15 protein-coding genes are annotated in these 22,464 nt (G+C 43.2%); 1 reads left to right on the forward strand and 14 read right to left on the reverse strand.

Going from position 1 to position 22,464, the window contains the following annotated elements:
• Positions 1–14: 14 nt before the first annotated feature.
• The 8 genes from FLA_RS17945 to FLA_RS17980 form a co-directional block, all read right to left on the reverse strand.
• Positions 15–1,319, reverse strand: a complete 1,305-nt coding sequence (locus FLA_RS17945) for a hypothetical protein (protein WP_076378614.1) — start codon at positions 1,317–1,319, stop codon at positions 15–17.
• Between the two features lie 11 nt (positions 1,320–1,330).
• On the reverse strand, positions 1,331–2,749 hold the full coding sequence (locus FLA_RS17950; RefSeq protein WP_076378616.1) for a RagB/SusD family nutrient uptake outer membrane protein: 1,419 nt from the start codon (positions 2,747–2,749) through the stop codon (positions 1,331–1,333).
• A 32-nt stretch (positions 2,750–2,781) separates the two neighbouring features.
• Positions 2,782–6,033 carry a SusC/RagA family TonB-linked outer membrane protein gene (locus FLA_RS17955; protein WP_159445090.1) on the reverse strand — a complete coding sequence of 1,084 codons (3,252 nt, stop codon included), beginning with the start codon at positions 6,031–6,033 and terminating at the stop codon, positions 2,782–2,784.
• 192 nt (positions 6,034–6,225) lie between these two features.
• Positions 6,226–7,356 (reverse strand): FecR family protein, encoded by a 1,131-nt coding sequence (locus FLA_RS17960; RefSeq protein ID WP_076378618.1) that lies wholly within the window; start codon positions 7,354–7,356, stop codon positions 6,226–6,228.
• A 54-nt stretch (positions 7,357–7,410) separates the two neighbouring features.
• The gene (locus tag FLA_RS17965; protein ID WP_084206190.1) at positions 7,411–7,962 is read right to left on the reverse strand and encodes an RNA polymerase sigma factor; all 552 of its coding nucleotides are present in this window, start codon (positions 7,960–7,962) and stop codon (positions 7,411–7,413) included.
• Between the two features lie 48 nt (positions 7,963–8,010).
• On the reverse strand, positions 8,011–8,565 hold the full coding sequence (locus FLA_RS17970; RefSeq protein ID WP_076378622.1) for an RNA polymerase sigma factor: 555 nt from the start codon (positions 8,563–8,565) through the stop codon (positions 8,011–8,013).
• Positions 8,566–8,701: 136 nt separating this feature from the next.
• Positions 8,702–9,925, reverse strand: coding sequence for a FecR family protein (locus FLA_RS17975; protein ID WP_076378624.1), 1,224 nt, complete (start codon positions 9,923–9,925; stop codon positions 8,702–8,704).
• A 10-nt stretch (positions 9,926–9,935) separates the two neighbouring features.
• Positions 9,936–10,169 (reverse strand): hypothetical protein, encoded by a 234-nt coding sequence (locus FLA_RS17980; RefSeq protein ID WP_144264014.1) that lies wholly within the window; start codon positions 10,167–10,169, stop codon positions 9,936–9,938.
• 132 nt (positions 10,170–10,301) lie between these two features.
• On the opposite strand from FLA_RS17980, the gene FLA_RS31520 reads away from it, so the two are divergent.
• Positions 10,302–11,258, forward strand: coding sequence for a MauE/DoxX family redox-associated membrane protein (locus tag FLA_RS31520; protein ID WP_076378628.1), 957 nt, complete (start codon positions 10,302–10,304; stop codon positions 11,256–11,258).
• Here the strand turns inward: FLA_RS31520 and FLA_RS17990 are convergent.
• The 6 genes from FLA_RS17990 to FLA_RS18015 form a co-directional block, all read right to left on the reverse strand.
• Entirely contained in the window at positions 11,255–13,537 is a 2,283-nt protein-coding gene (locus FLA_RS17990; protein ID WP_076378630.1) for a glycoside hydrolase family 78 protein, read from the reverse strand. The two genes, FLA_RS31520 and FLA_RS17990, sit on opposite strands and share 4 nt — an antisense overlap.
• An 86-nt stretch (positions 13,538–13,623) precedes the next feature.
• Positions 13,624–15,324: a DUF262 domain-containing protein gene (locus FLA_RS17995; RefSeq protein WP_076378632.1), complete on the reverse strand. Its 1,701-nt coding sequence runs from the start codon at positions 15,322–15,324 to the stop codon at positions 13,624–13,626.
• A 291-nt stretch (positions 15,325–15,615) separates the two neighbouring features.
• Complete coding sequence (locus FLA_RS18000) at positions 15,616–16,497, reverse strand: hypothetical protein (protein ID WP_076378634.1); 882 nt, start codon at positions 16,495–16,497, stop codon at positions 15,616–15,618.
• A 68-nt stretch (positions 16,498–16,565) separates the two neighbouring features.
• Positions 16,566–16,877: a hypothetical protein gene (locus FLA_RS18005; RefSeq protein ID WP_076378636.1), complete on the reverse strand. Its 312-nt coding sequence runs from the start codon at positions 16,875–16,877 to the stop codon at positions 16,566–16,568.
• A 184-nt stretch (positions 16,878–17,061) separates the two neighbouring features.
• Positions 17,062–18,333, reverse strand: coding sequence for a hypothetical protein (locus tag FLA_RS18010; RefSeq protein ID WP_076378638.1), 1,272 nt, complete (start codon positions 18,331–18,333; stop codon positions 17,062–17,064).
• A gap of 272 nt (positions 18,334–18,605) precedes the next feature.
• Positions 18,606–22,439 carry a caspase family protein gene (locus tag FLA_RS18015; RefSeq protein ID WP_076378640.1) on the reverse strand — a complete coding sequence of 1,278 codons (3,834 nt, stop codon included), beginning with the start codon at positions 22,437–22,439 and terminating at the stop codon, positions 18,606–18,608.
• Between the last annotated feature and the right edge of the window lie 25 nt (positions 22,440–22,464).

Here is a 22,464-nt window from a genome sequence, read left to right on the forward strand (position 1 = left end):
AGATACAGCAACAATTAATTCTTCCAGGTTCTATCCCCTTTTTTCATCTTATCCAGGTTCACCTGTATATACTTGTCCCTAGGGTCCATCAACAACGCTTTTTCTTCATACTGTAAAGCCTCTTTTACACGCCCCATTTTATACAGCAAATTGGCATACGTATCATAAAATTCTGCATTGGGTTCAGCTATTTGCTGCATAGCCTTTTCACTCCACAACAATGCCTTATTCAACTGTACATTGTCTGTGCAATAGCTAAACACCTCCCATGCAGCAGCATTATACCGGATGGCCGATTCTAAATAATAGTTATTGGGGAAATGCTTCTCATAGGGACCATACTTCTCCACTTTCTCCACTACGCAACTGCAATATTCCTTCCAACGCTTCTGATCTTCATACCAACGGATTTTAGCCCAGTTCACATTCCGCTCAGCCGTTTCCTCGTTAAATAGCTGGCTAATATGCTTTTCCAGTAATCCCCAATCAGGCTCTGTTGCTGGTGTTAACGAACGATTTCTACTGATTAGTAATGAATCTATAACAGTTGAATATACCATTGCATCTATATGCGACCGGGCATAATGGCGTACTCCCATTATTGTATCCACCCAAGCACCGTGATCCAGGAAAAAGCGCATACCTGCATCTGAAGGCTTACGCATAAAGGCAGACAAAAATTCTATATCTTTTCGGCTCATTCGTTGTTCTGCAACATATTTTCCCAGTACATAAGCAGTATAAACAGACGACACCTCTTCTGCTACAGCACTATCATGCAATACACGGGCAGTAGTGGCCAGATATGGATAAGTGCTATATTCTTTTGTTCCCTCCCTGTACCTTTTTAACAGGCTGTAATATTGCCTTTCTGAATTTACAGCATTTTTTATTACAGATAAAAAACCCGGCTCATCTCTAAACCCCTCCTCTCTATGCAATATTTTTCCATCCGGAGAAAAGAACAGGAAACCAGGCCTGGCCCTTACATCCACTAATTGCAAATAGCCGGCAATTGACTGAATCAGCGAGGCAGAAGCTTCTTCTTTATTCCCAGCCGAATCAACAGTTATTTTCACATTCACAAACTGTTCATTGCACTCATTACTCACCTGCACTTTGCTTAACACTTCCCGGTTCATCTTACCGGCATCCCGGTTGCCCTCGGCATAGTAATAAATAAATATCAATTTATGCTCTACCCGGGCCTTTGTCATCACCTCCTTCCAGGTTACATTGCTAACAAATTGAATATCCGGCTCTTTTGCCAATAACATCATAGGCCAGCAAAACAACACTAACCAACATCGCATCATCATATATTTACATTTTAATTGTAACCTTCATTCTGTTTCAAAGCGGGGTCGGCCTGCAGCTCTTTAAATGCAATAGGATATAATTGCCAGTTAGTACTCCAGGTACCTCCTTTAGCAGCAGTAACGGCCGGCATTACCGCATCAGCCTTCCCGGTGCGCTTCAGGTCCAGCCAGCGGTGTCCCCATTCCGAAAACAACTCCACTCTTCTCTCATGTTGTAGGGTATCCAGCAAAGCAGTTTCATCTGTCAACGTTAAAGTATCCAGCCCCGCCCGCTTTCTAATCACATTCATATCAGTCCTGGCATCCGTAGTATTATGTAGTTTAGCACGCGCCTCCGCTCTTATCAAATACTGTTCACCAAGCCTTAATACGGTTGAAAACTCCGTTACAGCAGCATTGACTGTATTCACTTTGTACTTATAAGGGAAACTATAAGTAGTACCTCCTGTAGTAACACTATTAATCCAACTGGTTTTTCTTTTATCATTCTTTTCAAAGCTGTTCAGCAAGCTGTCTCTGAGGTATACTGGGAAGGAAGCTGCCGGACCTGTAGAAGGTATGATAAACAACCTGGCTTCCTGCGTATTAAAACCAGTGGCCACTGCCTGCAATTGCCAGATAGCTTCGTTGTTGCCAGCAGAAGCTTTCAAAAAAGCACTGTTTAACCCCACAATACTAAAGCTGGTGGCATTGGCAATCAGCGTATCTGCCATGGCAGCCGCATTCACATAATCGCCGGAATATAAATAGGCCCTTGATAATAACCCAATAGCCGCCCAACGTGTAGGGCGTACTCTCTCCGCCGATGCCTTCAACAAGGTAGCATCCAGGTAAGTTCCACTGAGTAAAGCTTTGGCATCAGTTAAATCAACAATAATGCGCTTCCATACATCAGCGGCTGCCGACCTGGCCAAACCCCCATTAGTGTTATAATTGGTAGAGGTGACAACAGGCACACCACCAAACAGGTTCACCAGGTAGTAATAACTAAAAGCACGCATAAATTTAGCCTCTCCCTGCAACTGCTGTTTTACAGCAGGGGTCAGCGCCGGACTATTCTCCACCCCTTCCAATACGGAATTGGTGGTATAGATCATGTTATAAAAGCCGGTCCAGAAATCTGGTGTTAATCCTAATAGGGCAGAATGTGCGTTTTGATAATACCGCTGATATCCCGTATTGGTAACACCCGCGTATAAAGTAAACTCATCGGCCGACATGCCCAGGCATAAAGATAAATTAGCACCATCCGGTAAGGAAGAAAGGCTCATTTGCGTATACATGCCTGTCATCACCGCAATGGCAGTGGCATCCGTTTCATAAACATTACCAGCAGTAATACCGGTAACAGGCGCCTGCACCTCCACCAGTTTCCTGCAGCCTGTAAACAGGAACAATATTGCACCAGCTATCATTAATTGATTTCTCATAATCTTTCATTAAGTAATAATCTATACAGTAATTAAAATCCCAGCTGCAACCCCAGCGTCATCGTTCTTAAAGGAGGCAACGAAGCCACTGCCTGGCTTTCGGGGTCCAGCCCTTTAAAGCGGGTAATGGTAAACAGGTTTTGCCCCTGTGCATATAGCCGAAGTGTTTGCAGCCTGGCTCGCTTCAGCCAACGTTCAGGCACACTCCACGAACAGGAAACATTTTTTAAGCGTATAAAAGAGGCATCTGCTACATACACATCACTGGAAGCAGCATTTACGGTAGAAAGTAAGGCTGTAATGCCGGTGCTATATTTTTGAATAGAAGTGATATCCCCTGGCTTTTGCCAACGCTGCAAAATATCTACCGGCTGATTCAGGTTAAATCTTCCGGAGTTGGTATTGCCTAATGCCGCAGTATTATATCCCAGCTGTTTTACAAACTGGAATAAAAAATCCAGTTGTATTGATTTATATGAAAACTGGTTTTGAAACCCTCCGTAATATTTAGGGGCTATATTCAACACCACTGTTCTATCTGTGAGCACACTGGGATTAGTTGTGGGCAAACCTTTGCTGTCTGCCATCTGATACATACCCGTAGCAGGATCAACACCCAAAAAATGATATACCTGGGAAATGGTAGTAGGTTGCCCTATTACATAACGGCTTGCATAAGACGATTTATCGAGGCCGGGAAATGATACCAGTTTGTTCCTGGGAATGGAAATGTTCAGGGAAGATGACCAGGCAAAATCCGCATTTTTTACGTTCACCGTACTCAGGCTCATTTCCCAACCATAATTTCTCACCAGTGCCGGAAAGTTGCGGGTAACCGTACCAAAACCAGTGATCGCAGGTAATGCATAAGGCTGCAACAGATTAGACGAACTGTTATAAAAATAGTTAACATTGAATAAAATCCGGTCTTTTACAAATCCCAGGTCCAATCCAAACTGTAACTTCTTTGTTTCCTCCCATTGTAAATAAGGATTCGTATGCCCCGTAGCTGCCAGCCCCGTTGTTGACTGGTATCCCACTCCTCCCGAAGTAGAAGTGAACAAGCTCAAAAACTGGTAATCGCCAATCTGGTCGTTCCCCGTGCTACCATAGCTCGCTTTTAGTTTACCAAAGGTCAGGCCCGGCACCAGGCTTTTCATCCACTCCTCATTGGAAAATAGCCAGGCACCCGCTATAGAACCAAAGTTATGAAACAGGTTTTCCGATCCAAAACGTGAACTCCCATCCCGCCGCAGGTTCAGGTTTACAACATATTTATTGTCATAATTATAATTAACACTTCCAAATAAAGCATTATAGCGATACACCGCTGCTGTAGAGCCCTGTACAGAAACGGTGGTAGCCGACTTTATATCCTCTATAATCTTATCACTGGTAAATCCAACTGCCTGAAACTGTTGCGCCTTGCTGATATTTTTCTGAATAGTAGAACCTACCAGCGCCTCTACCCTACTTCTGCCAAAACCTTTGTTCCAGTTGAGTTGTGGCTCAATAATCCACGAGCTGATGTTAGAGTTGGAAAAAGCAGAAGCCCGTTGCGAATTCGTTCGCAATTCAGGCGCCAATGCAGTTAATGGCTGTGTTAAAAAGTCATTGTTCTGAAGATAAGTATACCCAAAACTACTTTTAATAGTCAGCTGTTTACATAAGCGATAACGCAGCTGCAAATTGCTGATGAAATTATAAGTGGTTACCTGAAACTTACGTTCAAACATGGCAAATGGGTTATCGAACGTAGAAGAACCGGCAGGATTAGGCATCCAGTTTAAAGTACCATCTGCTTTATAAACAGCAGGTGCATTGGGCGCCAGTGAATAGGCAGCCTTGGTTAAATCTGTATTAATGATCCTGTTTACATCATATAAAAAATTATTGGTCAGCTGCATAGAAAACCGCTGATTAAGCGAAGAGCTGTTTAAGTTAAAGTGCAATGAAGCTTTGTTATCTGATAAATCACCCGGAAAAACAGTGGTTTGCCGCTGATAGCCAGCCCCCACCAGGTATTGCGTGGTAACACCCCCTCCCGAAACATTGGCATTTACGGTAGTGTAACGGGCTGTATGCCCAATCAATTCTTTTTGCCAATCAGTATAACGTGCAGTGTCCCATAAACCATTGACATCATAATCGGTATTAGTAGGAGTAGCCGTAATACTCGGTACAGGCAGGTTATCATTTTTAAATGCCTCTCTTCGCATTTCCAGGTATTGTTGTGTATTTAAAAGCTTTTGCCTGTAAGCCACTTTACTCCACCCGCTTTGTACATTGAAAGATGTTTTCAGCGGACCTATTTTCCCTTTTTTAGTAGTGATAATAATAGCACCGTTAGCTGCCCTGCTTCCATAAATAGAAGTGGCATCTGCATCCTTCAACACCGAAATGCTTTCTATATCTGCCGGGTTAATAAAGTTAAGCGGGTTTCCTCCATTGCCTCCCAGCACATTGGTGTTCAGTCCGGGAATCAATTGCGAAGCATAAGGCACACCATCTACCACATAAAAAGGCTCATTACCACTGGACAAACTATTATACCCCTGGATACGCACCGTAACCGCCGAATTAGGTAAGCCTGTAGCCTGCGTAATAATCAAACCAGGTACGCGCCCCTGTAATCCCAACAAAGGATTACTTACCGGTTGCTTTTCTAAATCACTCCCTGCTATAGTAGTTACATTACCGGTTGCCAGGCGTTTTGTAGTAGTGGAATAAGCCAGTATCAACACATCGTCCAGCTCTGAAGAATATAGTTCCATAAACACTTTCAGCTCAGCACCCGCTACCACTTTTACCTGCTTACCATAGTATCCCACAAAAGAAACCTCCAGTATAGCTTTGTTGGGGGCCCCTGTAATAACAAACTTCCCCTCCTTATCTGTAACAACACTGTTCATCGTGCCCATTACCTTTACAGTGGCGCCAGTTAAGGGATTACCTTTTTCATCATATACATGGCCAGTGATATCCACCACCACAGCGTCACTGTTGCCGAAGTCAGCGTCCTTTTCTGTTACAGGAGTTTGCGGGGTGGGTAAAGGAGGTATATGCGGTTTTTCTTTTACAATAACATACTGCCCGTCTATAATGTAAGTAAGTGACTGGTTAGCAAAACATTGCTGCAATAAAACCTCCAGGGTTCCGTTAGAAACATTCACCGTAACCGGCCTGGTACGGTACAGCATATCAGTAGTGTAGCTGAACGAATAACCTGTAATTTTCTTAATGGTTTTGAAAGCCTGTTCCAGGCTTGCGTTTTGAAGTTGCAAAGAATACAGTTGGCCATTTGCCTGAACACGTATGCACACAAGGAAGAGACACAGGCATAACACCGCCCGTTGAACATAAGCAGAACATCGCATAAATTATTTTTTTTGTACAGCAATAAAATCGTCTACCGGTGTAGATAACACAGATTATCAGCATCATACCCCATGCTGTTCTTCATATGATATTGGACTTTACGGCAACACTATCACCTGGTTGCTGGCTATAGAAAAATGTACTTTCCCTGTTTCTTCGAGAATGTGTAAAAGGCGTGATACCGGCTCATGCCGCGAAACAGAAGCTACAAAATGATAAGGAATTTTTGTTTTGTATATCACCTCTACGTTATACCACAGCGCCACCTGTTCCATAATCTCTTCCATAGAACCATTAAACTCAAAACGGCCGTTTTTCCAGGCTATGGCGGCTTCACTATCACCTTCCATTACTTTGGTATTACTACCTGTGCTTTTGGCTTGCTCACCAGGCTTTAGCAACCTCGTGTTCACTTTTATTTTACCACTCACCAACGTAGTAGTTATTTGTTGTGATGCATAGGCATTTACATTAAAGCTGGTGCCCAGCACCTGTATGTTCACGGGTAAGGAATCCTGGTTATTTACCTGCACCCAAAAAGGACTGTGGGCTTGAGCAGCCACTTCAAAGTAGGCTTCGCCATACAACAGCTCTACCTTTCTGTTAGCACCAGTAAACACGGAAGGAAAACGAAGACGGCTGGCAGCATTCATATGTACCCTGGTTCCATCAGATAAGGTAACAGAAAACTCGCCGCCTCTTGGGGTGCTGAGTGTATGATATTCCGGGTTAACAACGGCAGTTCCCGTTCTCTTGCTTACTATATAATCTATTTGTCCGTTTTCTTTTTTCTGAATCACCAGGCCATTGCGGGTGGTTACATTACCAGTTGCCAGCTTATCCAAATCAAGATGCACCCCATTGGCCATTTCCAGTAAAGCGCGGTTGCCCCCTGGATTAATATCCTGTTGCATCATCCTGTTATCGCGATTATTGTGGCTATACCAATAGCCACCCGCCAGCAACACGAAGAGGATACAGGCAGCTGCTGCAGCACAACTCCAAAGCCGTATCACCCGCCGGCGTTTTTCCTGCATAACTTTATGCATTAACTTGTCGTGTACACGAATACAGGATGTCTTTATGTCTTCTTCGGTAGCCTCATCATACATTCTCTCATCATCAAAGCTGGCATTCCATTCTTCTACCAGCCGCACTTCTTCCGGCGTAGCCGTTTGCTCTATATAATGCAGTAACGCTATTTGTATGTGCTCAGGAATATGGTTCATAGCTGGTTCTTATCTAAACAGACAAGTGCTAACAACCGGAAGGGACATTTTTTCTCAAAAAAATAATGATATCATAACACTGCGCACAACTTCTTTTAAACGCATGATGGTGCGATACAGATTTTTCTTCACTGCCTCGGGCTTCATGTTCAGCTTGCGGGCAATGTCTATCACACTCATGTTCCTGTTATGACTCCAGAAGATAAAACGGCTTTTAGCGGGCAGGCGGTTCGCTTCCTGCATCATGCGCTGCATCAGGTATTTAAATTCCAGATGCTCTTCCAGGCTTCCGGCAGCGGTGTTGTCCGGCACCTGGGCGCAGGCAAGTGGTAAGCGGCGATGTTTGTGTAAATAATTAATAGCGTGGTATTTAACAGCGGTAGCCAGGTAAGCTTCGGCATTGAGAATGTCAGTAGAAGCTCTATTTCGCCAGAGACCCATAAAGGCATCCTGCACTACCTCTTCGCTGGCAGTTAGCTCACCCGTGCGGTTATAGGCATAACGCAGCATTTTTTCAGAAAAACGGGAATACATTTCCGAAAAAGCCAGTTCATCATCTTTACGCATGCACTGCAACAATTCACTGTCACTAAGGTTGGTATACATCTATACCTTAATAAGCAGTAAATGAATAAAATATAACAGCAAAGAAAATTATTTATCCTTTGCTGTTCCTTCAATCTGTGCGCGCAAAAACTTAACAGCCTGATAGTAATAAGCTTTGGCGGTTTGCGGGGTAATATTCAGTTCTGCTGCAATAACATCATACTCCCGTTTTACATAACGGCGGCGTTCATACACCTTCCGTTGCAAATCGGGCAGCTGTGCGGCGGCTTTGTCTATCCGCAACTGCATTTCACGTTCATCCAGCCGCTCCTGTGTTTCGTTGGTAAAGTTCGGCTGTGGCAATCGTTGTATAGCCGTGGTAGCTGTTTTCTTATCACGGTTATATTTACGGTACATAAATACAAGGGTGGAGTACATATACCCACCCGGATTCGCTATTTCAGGTAATTTAGCCCGTTTCTCCCATAGATCTTCATAAAAATGCTGGGCCAGATCTTTAGAAGTGTCCCAACATCCGGTTAGCTTATACAACAGTTTGCATACCATGGGATTGTACTGTCTGAAAAACTCGTTAAAAGCAGGCTGCTCCCCATTGGAAATCCCCTGAAATAAACGCTTCAGTATGTAAACATCTTCATTCATGATAGCAGGTCTTATTATACAACACAAACACAAGTACAATTCATAAAAAAGACGCTGCTAAGTGTGCTGAAAAAAAAAACATAGTTGGTTTCATTGTCCACTTTTAAAGTACGGAAAGATTGGTTGGTTTATTATTTTATTTAATAACAATTTTATCTTTATTTTGAATAAAGCGCACCGTTACCAACTGCCCCAGTGATGCCAATATCCCCTGTAACGATTTCCTTTTATACAACCGGGCATTTACCCGAATCGCTAAGTGATTGTTATCCAATACCTCAAAAGGTACCCCATACCAGTTTTCCAGCTGGGTTATTACTGTGCTCAACGGAGTGTTGTTGAATTCAAACCAGTCGTCATCCTTTGTCCATTGGTTCACTGCACTGGTGTCAGCAATGTTTTGCACGGTTAACTCCTTGTTTAATAACAGGGTTTGTTGCCCCGGCTGCAGTTGCAGGGTATTTTTTCCTGCTGCCACTGCAATTTTTCCTTGCAACAAAGCGGTTACAATCTTACCACTGCCGGCAAAAGCCTGCACATTAAAAGCTGTACCTAAAACTGTGATGGTCTGTTCCATCGACTTTACAGTAAAAGGCGCTGTGGCATTTGTCTGAACGGTGAAAAAAGCCTCGCCGTTCAGCATCTCCACCTCCCTACTGCCACTGGCAAAAGCAGCGGGAAAGCGGATACTGCTGTTGGCGTTGAGCCGTACCATGCTGCCATCAGGCAACTGCACGGAATAGGTGCTGGCACGGCGGGTAGTGAGCACAAACTTACCTCCCGCCTTTCCCGCGACTGATGATTGAAGGGATAACACTCCGTGGTCGCTGATTACCCGGGTATTTCCCCCAATGGTCACCACTACATCGCGGTCTGCACTCATCACCAGTTGTTTTCCATCTAGCAAGGTTAGAACGGCCGTATTTAATCCGGGTTGTTCGTTTATATGTAACGGCTGCTGTTGCACAACAACAGCAACGGGTTGTTTATTGAAAGTGCTTTTTAAAAATACCAGCCCTATAACTACCGCAGCCAGCACAGCTGCTGCGCTCGCATACTTCACCCAGTCATCAGGCGGTAATTTCTTTACTGGTGTTTCATAAGCTTCTATAGCAACAGGGGTGTTGGTTAGCCCCAGCCGGTGGTGCAACTGTTGTAGCAATTGTTCCTCCTCTTCTGCGGTTAAATCCACCTCCTCTTCCCAGGTGTTAAACAAGGCATAGGCTTCTTCTGCTCCGGGTTGTTGTAATAAATACTCCAACTCGCCCTGTTCCTCACCATTAATCAGGCCTTCTTTGTACAGGATGAGCAAATCTACCAGCCGGTCGTTTTCAAAGCACAGATACAGACTATCATACATATATACCAGTTTAGGTATGATATAAATTAAACTGACTCGCTATCAATTGTTGTTGTAGTATAGACATTCTTAATTTATCATCCTGCCAAAGCATAAATAATACAGACGCCGCAGTGCCGTCAGGCTGCATCAGATAAGCATCCAGCTCTATCTGCTCATCTACGGTAATCATACCATTCTGCTGTAGCAACAACAAGTCAACCATCCGGTCGTTCTGAATACAATTGTATAAATAATTAATCATAGTATAGAGTGTATATAATACCTGTACCGCCAGCTTTCCAAAAGTGAATAAAAAATAAAAATATTTTTTTGCCCCCTTTTTCCCACCTTTAATGTTCCTTTTTACCCTCTGTATTTCCATGAACTTTCTGCTATGAAAAAATGGGTAATTGAAATTATTTGCCTGTTGTTTGTGGTGCTGTTCGGTTATGCCGCCATCAGCAAACTGGTAGACTACCAGCAGTTTATCACACAGCTACAGGAATCTCCGCTAAAACGTTTTGCTAATACCATAGCCTGGCTAACCCCCACCTCCGAAATAGTGCTGGCGGTGTTGCTACTGCTCCCTAAAACCCGCAGGCTGGCATTGTACGGTTCGTTTTTATTGATGATGGGTTTTACTGTGTATATTATATACCTGTTGAAGTTTAGTCCTGATGTTCCCTGTAGCTGTGGCGGATTGCTGGAAACCATGAACTGGACGCAGCACCTGGTATTTAATATTGTTTTTACCCTGTTGTCGCTGATAGGTATCGTATTATTACGACGCTCCCGTGAAAGCGACCAGCTGCTGCAATTTCGCACGAAGCTATTATATGGCACTATGTCAGCTATCGTGCTGGCGCTGATTGTTGGTGCAGTATCGGTATCTGCCATCGGCCTGCATACGCCGCCGCCTATTAAACCAGGCGCTCCCATGCCCAATTTCAGCTTTCAGCTGATGGATGGCAAGTCCAGTATGAGCACTTCCGACATACCCGATGGCAAACCTGTAGTGCTGGTCTATTTCTCTCCTACCTGTGGCCATTGCCAGGATGAACTGATTGAGTTAACGCAGAAAAAAGAAGCGATTAAAGACATGCGGTTTTATTTTATCAGCAGCTCTGATTTTAAGAAAGTGAAAGTATTGCATGATACCTTACAACTGTCCCGCTTCGACAATATTACCCTGGGTGTAGACACTGCCCGGTATTTCTACAAAAGCTTTAAACCAACAGGCACCCCTTACCAGGTCATTTATAATAAAGAGAAAAAGCTACACTTTATCATTCCCGGAGAATCGAGCGTAGAAACCTTAGTAGGTGTAGCCAATAACAATAATAAATCCTAGAAAGCAAGCAGATACTTTCCGGCCCGGTATGTTTTATCAGGCCGTCCAGGCAACTTCACCACTGCGGTGGTTCCGGGCGGCACCTGTATACCCAGTTTAATTTGTTTTTTCACGCGCCTCCATTCCACTTCAATAACACCATACCTGGTAGTATGTGCTGCTTTTATCCATTCCAGTTTTTCCGGAAACACTGGTTGAATAGTAAATCGCTGAAAACCTGGTGCACTTTCGTCCGGGCGAATACCTGCCAGGCTCTTAAAAAACCAGGCGCCGTAATCTCCAAAGAACACGTGGTTGTGCGATTCAGCTCCGGGCCAGTCTTCATAAAGGGTAGTAGCACCATTGGCAATCCAATGCCCCCAGCCGGCATAACCGGTATCAGTAAGCAAACGATAAGCAATATCTGCGTAGCCATTATCACTCAATGCCGGTAACACATATTTCGTCCCCAGCACGCCAAAGTCGGCATGGTAATTCCGTTTTTGTACACCTGCGGCCAGGCGCTCCGCCACCTTTTTTTGCAAGGCTGGCGGACATAATCCGTGAAACAAAGCACCACTTAGGGCAGTTAAAGCGGTATCGCCATACAACCCGTTTTTATCGTGTAAAAAGGTATCATTAAAGGCTTTACCAATACTATCTGCCAGCAGGGCATACTGTCGCGCATCGTCTTTTTCCCCTACTATAGCAGCCATTTTCGAAAGCAGCCTGGTGTCGGAATAAAAATAGGCCGTAGAAATAAATGGCACAGGTGTTTGCTGCAAGCTTACCCAATCACCAAAACCAGTGTTATAGATAAACCCATTCGCTCTCCGTCGCATCCGCTCCGTAAATAATTTAATGGCAGCGTAATTTTCACGCACTACTGCCGTATCACCACCATACATATACAAATACCAGGTTACCAGCGGCAAGGCACTTCCCCAGGCGGGCCCAAAGCCATCGTCATTTCTGTCAGTCCAGTGATAGCCTCTGCCTAAAGTAGGCGCTACCCCCGGCAGGTTACCATCTGCCAGCTGCACATCGCGCAGGTCGCGCAACCATTTGCGGTAACCGCTGGCTGCGTCAAAGTTCCACAGGCCCAGCTCCGCAGCAATATGCGCGTCTGCTGTCCAGCCCATTTTCTCCCTTTGCGGGCAATCTGTAGGTATACTGATGAAATTGCTGCGATAGCTTTGTATAGCCGCCTTATATAACTTATTCAGCATCGTATCCGAACTGCTGAAGCTACCTGTAGGTGTAAAATCGGTACTGTAAAACAACCCTGTGAGGGCCTTTTTATCAAAGGTGGCAGCCCCGTCTGTTTCTACCTGTACGTATTGAAACCCATGATACGTAAACCGCGGAGTATAGGTTTCCACGCCATCCCCTTTTACTATATACTTATCTGTTTGAAACGTTAAATCACCAGGCGGCACCATCATTTGCCCGGCATTGTGCGCAAGATTAATACTGCCATCTGCATTCAATACCTCGCCGTAATGTAACGTAATGGTATCCCCCGCCTTGCCCTGTACCTGCAACGTAACCACACCCGCAAAGTTCTGGCCCATATCATATAGCCAGCGCTTACTGCCCAAAGCTGTAACGGAAACCGGTGTAATACGATTAATAATCACCGCTGATGGCATATCCTGCTTTTCCAGCATGCCACCCGGGGCACTTGTCACCATCACTTTCTGCCAGCTGGCATCATTCAATCCCGGGGCATTCCAACCCGGAATTTCTTTGCGGGCATCATATATCTCACCGGCATGCATGCTGTTAAAACGTCCGGGACCAACCGTGCATTTCCAGCTGTTGTCTGTAACAATTGTTTCTTTGCTGCCGTCCGCATATTCCAGCTGCAATGCCGCCAGCAAACGTGGCGTTTTACGCCAGCCTATCATGTGAAAAAACCAGATGGTATAACTTTGTGCGTTATACCATCCGTTTCCCAGCTCTGCAGCCAGGCAGTTTTCTCCCTTTTGTAATAAGGCAGTGATGTCATAGGTCGTATATAACAAACGCTTGTCGTAACGGGTATAGCCCTGTTCCAGCACGGCGCTGGTTACCGGTTTACCGTTTACATAAGTCATATGATAACCCACACCGCAAACCTCCAGCGTAGCTTTAGCCACAGGTTTCCCGGCAGAGAATACTTTTCTGAAATAAGGTGTTCCACGGGCAGCAGTGTCTTCGGTGTTGGTTATCCAGGCTCCTTGCTGTAATAATTGTGCCTTTGCTGCACACACAACCAAACAACAAAACACCAGTAGCAACGGCTTTATCATTTTCATATCAGTTAGAGCATCGTTTAATCAAGAAGGAGATATTGTTGAATGTATAACAGACCCGTCTCATCAATTTATTCATTTCCCATTCGTCAGTTGTTGACTGCCAGGTTTGTTTTAAAATAATTTAATAATGCTATTTTAAAATTTTTTTCCCGTTCTTCAATGTCCATTTTAACCCAATCGCTTTTTGAATAATTCGATAGTTCCAAAACTGTCGCAATACCTGAAACTTTATATTTCTGTTTTTTCACTCCAAAATAGCCATTACCTGCTTGTATATTTAGCTTTTTCTCAAACACAGTTTTATTACCAAATCTATCTAAGTATAATGCCGCATCACTGTTAGACCAACCATTGTAGTTGGCTTCCTGCCATTTCTTCGGAAAAATATGTTCAATATCAAACGTACCTGGAATTAATTGCGTTTGGTTGGGGTTCAGGTAAGCATATAACAAAAGTAAAGCTCTTGAAATCCTTGAAGAAGAATGCCCGTCAATTTGCTGACTCAACAATTCTTCATTTAAATTGAATTTGTATGGATGCTCTTTGCTTACGTTTAGCGAAATGCAGGCATTGTAAATATCATCTTTAATAGCGTTTACAGAAGGTTGCTCAATAAACTTAGCAAACAAAAATGCTATTAACTTTTGCAGCATTTGTTCAAAGTCTTGTTCAAAAGTTTCACTATCCTTATGCTTCAGAAAAAACACACTTGTGGCATATTTCCAAAATTCGTTGGGATAACAACTTAAACAATGCAAATGAATTCTGGCTTTGGTTGAAATCGAATATTGATATTCGTTTTCGGGTTCAATTTCCGCGTTTACAAAACGCCAGAAAAACGCTAAAGTCATAATTTCACTCATTAAGTCTGCATTCTTTAAACGTTCGTATTTATTTTCTGCATAAAACTTACGTAGCCCTACCTCTTTTGATTTGTCACCAACTCTTGCCCTTAAAGCATGAGAATAATAACGAAAAATGTCATCAATGGAAAGATGCCCCCGCTTGCATATTTGCGTAAGTTCTTTCCATGTTTCTGTAAACTCTTTTCTCTTGTCCTGTGTTGGGCAGTTACGATAAATTTGTGCCTTAAAAATATCGGAGTCAGCCAAAGGCATCCCCCTATCGTTCAGTGTTGAAAAAATGGTCAAAGCCGTATCCTGCGCATCACATTCAATGGGAAGAATAATACATTGAGAAAGGATGGTCACACAAAGCTCCTGCCATTGCATAGGATTCACCATTGCGTATTCATCACATCTTTTTTTAAAAAAACGGTAATTTTTTGAGTAGTTGTCTTCTAACGTTTCACTCACATCTCCTGTTTCCAAAATCCGGTGAAATGTTTCATTATCCTCTTCTGTCGCCACTTCTGATACAATGTGGATTTTTGTTTTATCAGTAACTACCTGTGATACTTTATCTACATCCCAGATACAAGGCGCAAGTTGGTTCTTTAAGCCCATAACCCGGGCATCTTCTGTCATATCTTCCAGTTTCCTGTAAAACGCACGTAATAACAACATAAAAGAAGTAATACGTTGTTGCCCATCAATTATTTCCTGGTTTTTATCGTCGTTTGTATAAGAAACTATTGTTCCTAAAAAGTAGTCAGCACCCGATGTAGCGTCTGTTTGGGCAAAATTTTCAATATCGCTCCATAATGTTTCGCATTTTTCAATATTCCATTTATACGGTCGTTGATAATCCGGAATAACAAATTTCCTGTTTTGCATTTCGCTAAACAATTTCCCTACGGTCTTTTTACTTACGTATAATTCTGCCATATTTTATTTTTGAAAAAATTCACACTTGCGTTTTCAATAGCATCGTTCATTACCAACAAAAACAACCAGGGTTTTCCTGATCATGATAAAAGCTTTTAAAAAGCACGCTGAAAGAAGCAACAAATCCGCCCGTTCATAACAATAAACGATAATTAATTCTATTTATCCGGGCGCACTACAAACAAACATGCGCCCCATTATCCATGGGGCGCATGTTTAACATTCATCACCAGCAACCATCAACTTTTCAGCCCGTAGATCTGCCGGTAATTATGATGGTAATAGTATCTCTTACAACCACGGCCAGGTTTGTAACTCCGGTTCTTCCGTCAAACCGGCCAGTGTAGTTACCTCCTGCGCGCCGGCCAGCTTCAGCTGATAAAAATCAGCCGTAGCGGGGTCAGCAATATGCCGGATCACATTGCCCTCCTTTAAATAACATCTCTGTGAGGGCATAAAGCGAATAATCCATGTGCTGGGGGTAAAAGGTGCGCCAATAATGGCTCTATCCCAATCGGTAATGATATCTGTGTACGAAACGCCCGCCTTCCACACACCATTCATGGTTGCCTGGGTTTGTATATGTCTCATTACGCCATCCATCCTTATATATATCTTGCCGTTACCTGTATAACGTGTAAGTTTACCTTCCTCACTCGTCATCTGTAATGCATTTACATAATTATTGCTAGAATAAGTAACGGATGAATAAAATGGACCATTCCTTACGCCGGTAGCCGGATCTGTATAATAATATTTCACACGGATAAGATAGGGCGGCGGTGTTAAGGAGCCACTACCCACGCCACCAAAAATGGAAGCTAAATAAGTAGGATATGCAATGTCCGTCCCTTCAAAAGCATCTGTTGTCAAATACCGGGCGGGCATCAAGTCCGTCTCAATTGCATCCACAGCAGTTGAAGCAACCAGGTGAATTTCCATATTCACCGCTTCATAAGTACCATCTGCTTTCAATCCACGGGTAACATATAAATGCGGCGCAAGGGTAAGATCTTTTCCAGGCGGCACGTAAATGCCATAAGTATTATTAATAGCAGAATACAGGGTATGATTCTGTCCCATACCTACATTAATTACCATAGGCACCGCTTTCGCAAAGCAGGTTAGCATAGTAAAAGCGGCCAGCAAGGCCATTTTTGTTGTGTTTTTCATTTTCGTTTTGTAAGGTTTCATTGTTGTTGAATGTTTATCACAGGCGCATACAAACAAGTATCAGCATCTTATTTATGCTCATACTTCATCTTGTATTCATTCGCGTTATCATAACGCGCTTCAATACTTTGTGCATTAAAATGAATGCTCGTGTTGGTAACGGAGAATTCTTTTTGATCAGGATTATACAGGATACGGTCTTTAGCCACTCCCAGTGTTACCGATAAAAACTGTCGCAGCGTGTCTGTCTTCAGGAATTGCTGCGGAGCAACCACAGCTGTTTCGGGGTTACTGTTTTTTTTGCAGCTGGCAGTGAGTACCAGCAGTGCACACACGGGAAGGCATGCCCATACCCCTGCTTTAGGATAAAAAAGCTTCATTGTTTTTTTTGATTTTATGTAGTAAATATTATAACCGGGAAAGCGTCTATACGTATAGATTAGCGTGGTGTCATAAGAATACAAATTTACAACACCTTATACAACCAAAAAAGCGGCGAACGCCAAAAGCTGTTCATAACTTTTCCGGAAATAATTCGTAGGTTTTAAAGTTATACCTGTTCTTCTATTTTATATAATCTGCCTTCGTCAGCATCCTGTCATGATCCAGCAGCAATCTGTCTGCCGGCACGTGATAAGGCACAGATGCTCCGGCAGGCACGTAATTAGCCCAGTCGGTGGCATCTCCTGTATTATTCCAGGCCAGGCGTGTAAGGGTAATCACAATACCGGAAGGCACCAGCCCTGCCACATCATCCCCTATGCCATGCGGCACCGCGCGGGCAAAAGTAAACTGCACTTCATATTTAACACAGTCACCATCCGAAAACACCATCTGTTTGGCTACCAGCTCGGGGTTGGCTGCTAACCACCCATTGGCTTCATTGGGAATAGGTGTCAGGTTTTCATCTACCCGCAAGCCACCCAGCCACGCCGGCAACAAGTGGCCCGCCACCAGCTTGCGTTGTTTCGCATGCACCAGGTTGTATTTATAGTTTAAGTCAGCACTGGATGGCCAGCTCATCACATCCTGCCCCGCTGTAGCGCCATGTACCGACACCCACACTTCTTTAGACGCACCCACCGTATAACCAGCATGCGCTTTGCCCGCTTCTGAAACATACCGGTTCTGTTCCGGTACATTATGCGGGGCCACTCTTTCATACCTTAACCTGTTGTAGAAATTGCTTTTAGCCGCAGGATTATTCGCGTCGTTTTCCGTTTTCTCTCTATCTACATCCGTCAAATCCCTTAACAGGTTCCTGATCTGGGCAGAATACAAGGCATCCCTGTTTTGCAACTCTGTTATCAGGCCAGCAAATTTGCGCACAATCATTCCCTGAAAAGAAGGTGCTCGCTGGTTGTTGGGTAACCGGGTAAGATTATTATAAAGATCTATAATAGCAATTCTTTGCTCCTCCTGAACCTCGCCATACCCCCTTATAGCATTGGTCCGTCTCAGATGCGCTTTCAGCCTGGTAATCTCATCCTGTGCAAATAAATTAGCTCCATAGTTGGCGGTCCACGCAGCAGACAATTTTTTAAGCATGTAATCAACAGTATGATAAGGCTCATCCGGAATATGCTGTGTTTGCATACCGGTAGTATCTATCGTAAGTGCATCATCTTCATCATACTCCGGTAATGGAGGCGACTCAATCAACATCCGTTGCACAGGCACGTTTGTGCCGTTCGCCGGATACTGCCTGTTTTTCAATAATTGTAAAGGATTACTAACCGGCTTATGGTGAAGTAAAAGCTGAGTAGGATCAGCTGCATACACTCCTTGTGGAGATGGTGTATGCGATTGGGTAGCAGCTGGTTGTTTTATTTTCATACAACAGATAGCAGTTAGTGCCAGCAAATGTAAAAAGAATATTCCCATCCCACTCAAGTAATTAAAAAGCAAGCCCTGGATTCAGCAGGAAACCGGGGCGATCATGGAACAGATAAAAGTGAGGTACAACGTTCCTGTTATCGGCTTATCTTACAAAAAGGCGCACACAAAAAGGAGGTACAAACACCGCCAGAACCCGCTTTATACATAGAGGACCAAAAGCCATCAGTGAAAGCTTTCCATCCTTCCGCCAATTGGGTCATCTGGTAGTTTTACCACACCAGCCAATCTGTTGTAGGATTAAATGCTTTTACCGATGGCTTCTGGCCTTCACTTTCTATAAACAGCCTGTTCACGGCAGAGATAAGGGCATTCACCGTTACAGTGCCCCTCGGGTGGCTGTTCAATACCGAAAGTAGTGCGCCTGTAAACACACCTTGATTTTTATCCTCTTTCGCAGTCTGTTCTCCGCGCGACGCCGTGATGATGGTGGATCCATTTTCAATGTAATCTGGCAAAGCCTCCGTCATCCATTTAAAAGCCTCATAGTCTATGGGAAGAAAGTTCTCTGCCGGAATAAACTCAGAGAACCCATCCAGCAGATCTATGCCCAAACTATCATTCTCATTATTTCCACCGCCTTTGGATAAGGCATCACCCGGTTGAAACAGCCTGCTTTCAAAACTACTGTCCGTGGCATATTCAAAATAAGACTGCCCCGCATGGCAGGCATCAATCATAATCAAGCGATTACGCGCCGGTATAGCATCAAACAGCCAGTTAATATCATCATAAGTAATAGAAGTGCTGGTATCAGGTTGCGCAAAATCAGTTTCGTAGCTGGCAAAATTCCACGTGAGTTTATTATCCGCCAACAACCCGTGACCACTCATCATCAGTATCACTTTATCGTTTATCCCGGTAGTAAGTAACTTTTCCTTCAATTGGCGAAATGCGCTTTTCAAGCCCGTTCTCGTGTTGATAAGCGTATCTACCTGCACCACTTCTGTAGCCCCCGAACTCAGCTTAGTGGCTATATTGCGGATATCTTTATCACTGGCATACAGGTACTTGCTGGTATCCTTATACTGGCTCATCGCAACGCCAATAAAATAAAGCTTTGATGCAGGCTTTTCTTCAGGTATATAATAACAGGTATACTTTGTTTTAGCACTCCACTGGTTTGCCCCGTTACAAGCGGCTATCTCAATATTATTGAATCCTACCGACAACGGAATCTCTGGTGTTTTTACCGGAAAAGAAGGTTTACCGCCTGTAAAAGGGAGAAAAGCACTACCAGTTATGGATACGCCATTCACCCAAATTCCATAGCCTTTTACAGGCCACGTAGTATCTTTCAGCGTAAAGGACATTGATAAAGAATGCTGGTTTCTATACACTTTCTGTAATTTTTTATCTGTTAAAATACGTACAGTAGTCCTTACCTTATCCTCTCCCTGCCCCATCGAAATATTTTGTTTTTCCGCTTTCGAGCGCCTTAATGCCACCATCCTGGCATATAAATCATTGGTTGTATTTTCATTGTTATTGAGCATAGCATAGATGACATCAGGCCTATTTAAATAATAATCTGCCGCCGATTTTTCCTGGTTCTGCCGGGTGTAAAACTCGGCATACTCATCCTGAGTTGTCTCGAAGCGTATTTTCTCTTCTTCAAACTTCACAGTGAACAATAAGCTGGCCGGATTGATCTTATAAACATAAAATGTCTGGTCTAAACTACCCGCTGTCACTAATCTATTTTTGCCTAAATCAATCTCATTAGCGCCAGAATGTGAAAGCTCGTTTACCATCAAAACTGTATCTGGCGAAAACCCGAGGTTGAAAATATCCGTTTTCGTTACTACATTAATTGTCCCCTCCCCAAAGTTTACTTGAAATGCTGTATTACCATATTCATTTTTGAAAATCCTTGATAATAGAGCTGGATTAATAGTAGAAACCGTTGAATGCTGCCGATTTTTCCGCCAGTAATCAATAAAGGAATACACGGCCTTTATAGGCTCTTTGCGATGATAACTCAAATCTCCATCAGACTCAATTATTCCTCCCCTCTTTTGTAGCTGCATATCATATACTATCACGTTTCTCTTGTTCAATTCAGGTATCCATGCAACAGCAAGACCAGCATCTGCGTAATATTCAGCACCTCCCCTATAACACAAGCCTTCCGATAGCTGGTCCTTAAAATGTAAGGTGTCCAGTAGTGTTAACTTCCCATTATCTAACGTGTATTTATATAACTCCACAACATTGGTAATAATAGTATCATTCCATGTTGGTATTACCTTAAACTCCTGGGCAATGTCATAATAAAAAGCAACACTATCCTGGCGATTCTTATTTAAAGTAATAGGATACCCACTGTTTTTAAAGGCGTACAACGCTGTTATCATATTCCTGGAAACATCCCATGTGAGAAATGCACAACGGCTCTTCTTAGAATAATAAACGAAGTGCACCAATGGAAATTGAAAAGCCCGTATTTCAAGCTGCTCCCTAGGGTAAATAGAAAACCTACCTGCCTGCTTTACCATTTGATCTCCCATCTGGTAAAAAAGAGAGTCTAAACTAATGGTATAAAACTTCTTTCGTGCCGAGAAGATCAAGTTATTGCTCCGGCAATCTACTCGCATACTATCTATAGCTAAGTCGTCGCTACTTACTACCAAACTGGTATCATATCCCCACTGTATTTTTTGATCACATAAATTAGCACGCAACCGGCTCGTAAACATTTCTTTCTTTTGGGGAATGATATCAAAAGCAGATCCTTTTATAGCCTTATAAGAATCGTATTTACTAAAATCGCTTCCAGAGAAATAACTATTATTAGGCGTGTATTTGGCAAAATCAAGATAAAACTCTGTACCCGTTCGACAATCCAGTAAAAACATACTGTCTACATCCTTATTATCCCTCGTTTTAAATAATATAGTATTGCCATTATTTACATAATCTACAAGTCGTGCGTGAGAATCAGAAAAGCTAGCCTTCGGCTTGCTGATCACTTCCTTCCTATTAGCAACAACCGTATTAAAAGTATCTTTCAATAAGTAATTTTCTAAACTTCTTCGATAATAATAGCCATTGCCAGGAGAATACCCCTGCCTAATCACATTGAGCTGTATTCCTCCCAAATCACTTACCTGCTCTTCTACCTTTTCATGAGCTTTACCGTTACTATAATAATTGATTGCTGCCTTATTACTGACCAAATCCAGTGAAGCCAATGCCCCAACTGTATCAATTGCTTGCGATGTAGACCGGCTTATCAAGCTAGCGTAACTAATGGCCAAAATCTTTTTCCTGTCGTTGGTTAGGTAATATTCAGGCTCACCGGGATAGGTATATTGCAGCCAATTGTTAAACGTAGCGGAATGAAAAAAACGCATTTCATTTTTTGTCGTAACCGACCATTTCTTACCGCGTTTTTGTATACCAGCAACAGTAGTGATGGCCTGATCACTTCCCCTATTTTGTCCGAGAACATATACCACATTATCAGTTTCATCCACCAGGTAGTCAACCCTTTCACTATGGCTTATGATTCGTTTTACCGCCCGGCTAATAGCTTTTACGGGTTGAAAATTTTGCTTATCTATCACCCACAATCCTATTACCCTTACAGCATCCTCTCTCTCATGCACATCAAAAATTAATACATCTTTAAACACTTTCAACCGGTAATAAAGCTTAGCCGAAGGAAGAAGCAGTGGCTGGGTAATAATTTTGTTCTCCTCATAACGCAGCTCTAGCTCAAACCAGCTTTGACCATAATTATTCTCTATACAAAGCAACACTTTATTATTGTCCGAATAAAAACGCACATCCCTCACCTGGCCTTGTGCCGCTTTGGAATCCCTAAAACTAATCGCCTTGTAAGACATATCGTACAAATCACAAACTATTATTCCGTCAAATCCAGGCATAGTCATTAAGGCATATCTTTCATCCTCACTAATGTCCCATATATTAGCATTTTGAGAGGGGGATATTCCTCCCACAAAATAGGATGTGTGTTGGCTGCTGCCAGGCAAGGTCAGTAGCATAAAGCAGGCTATAACGGCAATTCCTTTTAACATGGCAATAGGTTTCTACTGTGGCCAA

The organism is Filimonas lacunae, from assembly GCF_002355595.1.
GTDB classification, from domain to species: Bacteria; Bacteroidota; Bacteroidia; order Chitinophagales; family Chitinophagaceae; genus Filimonas; species Filimonas lacunae.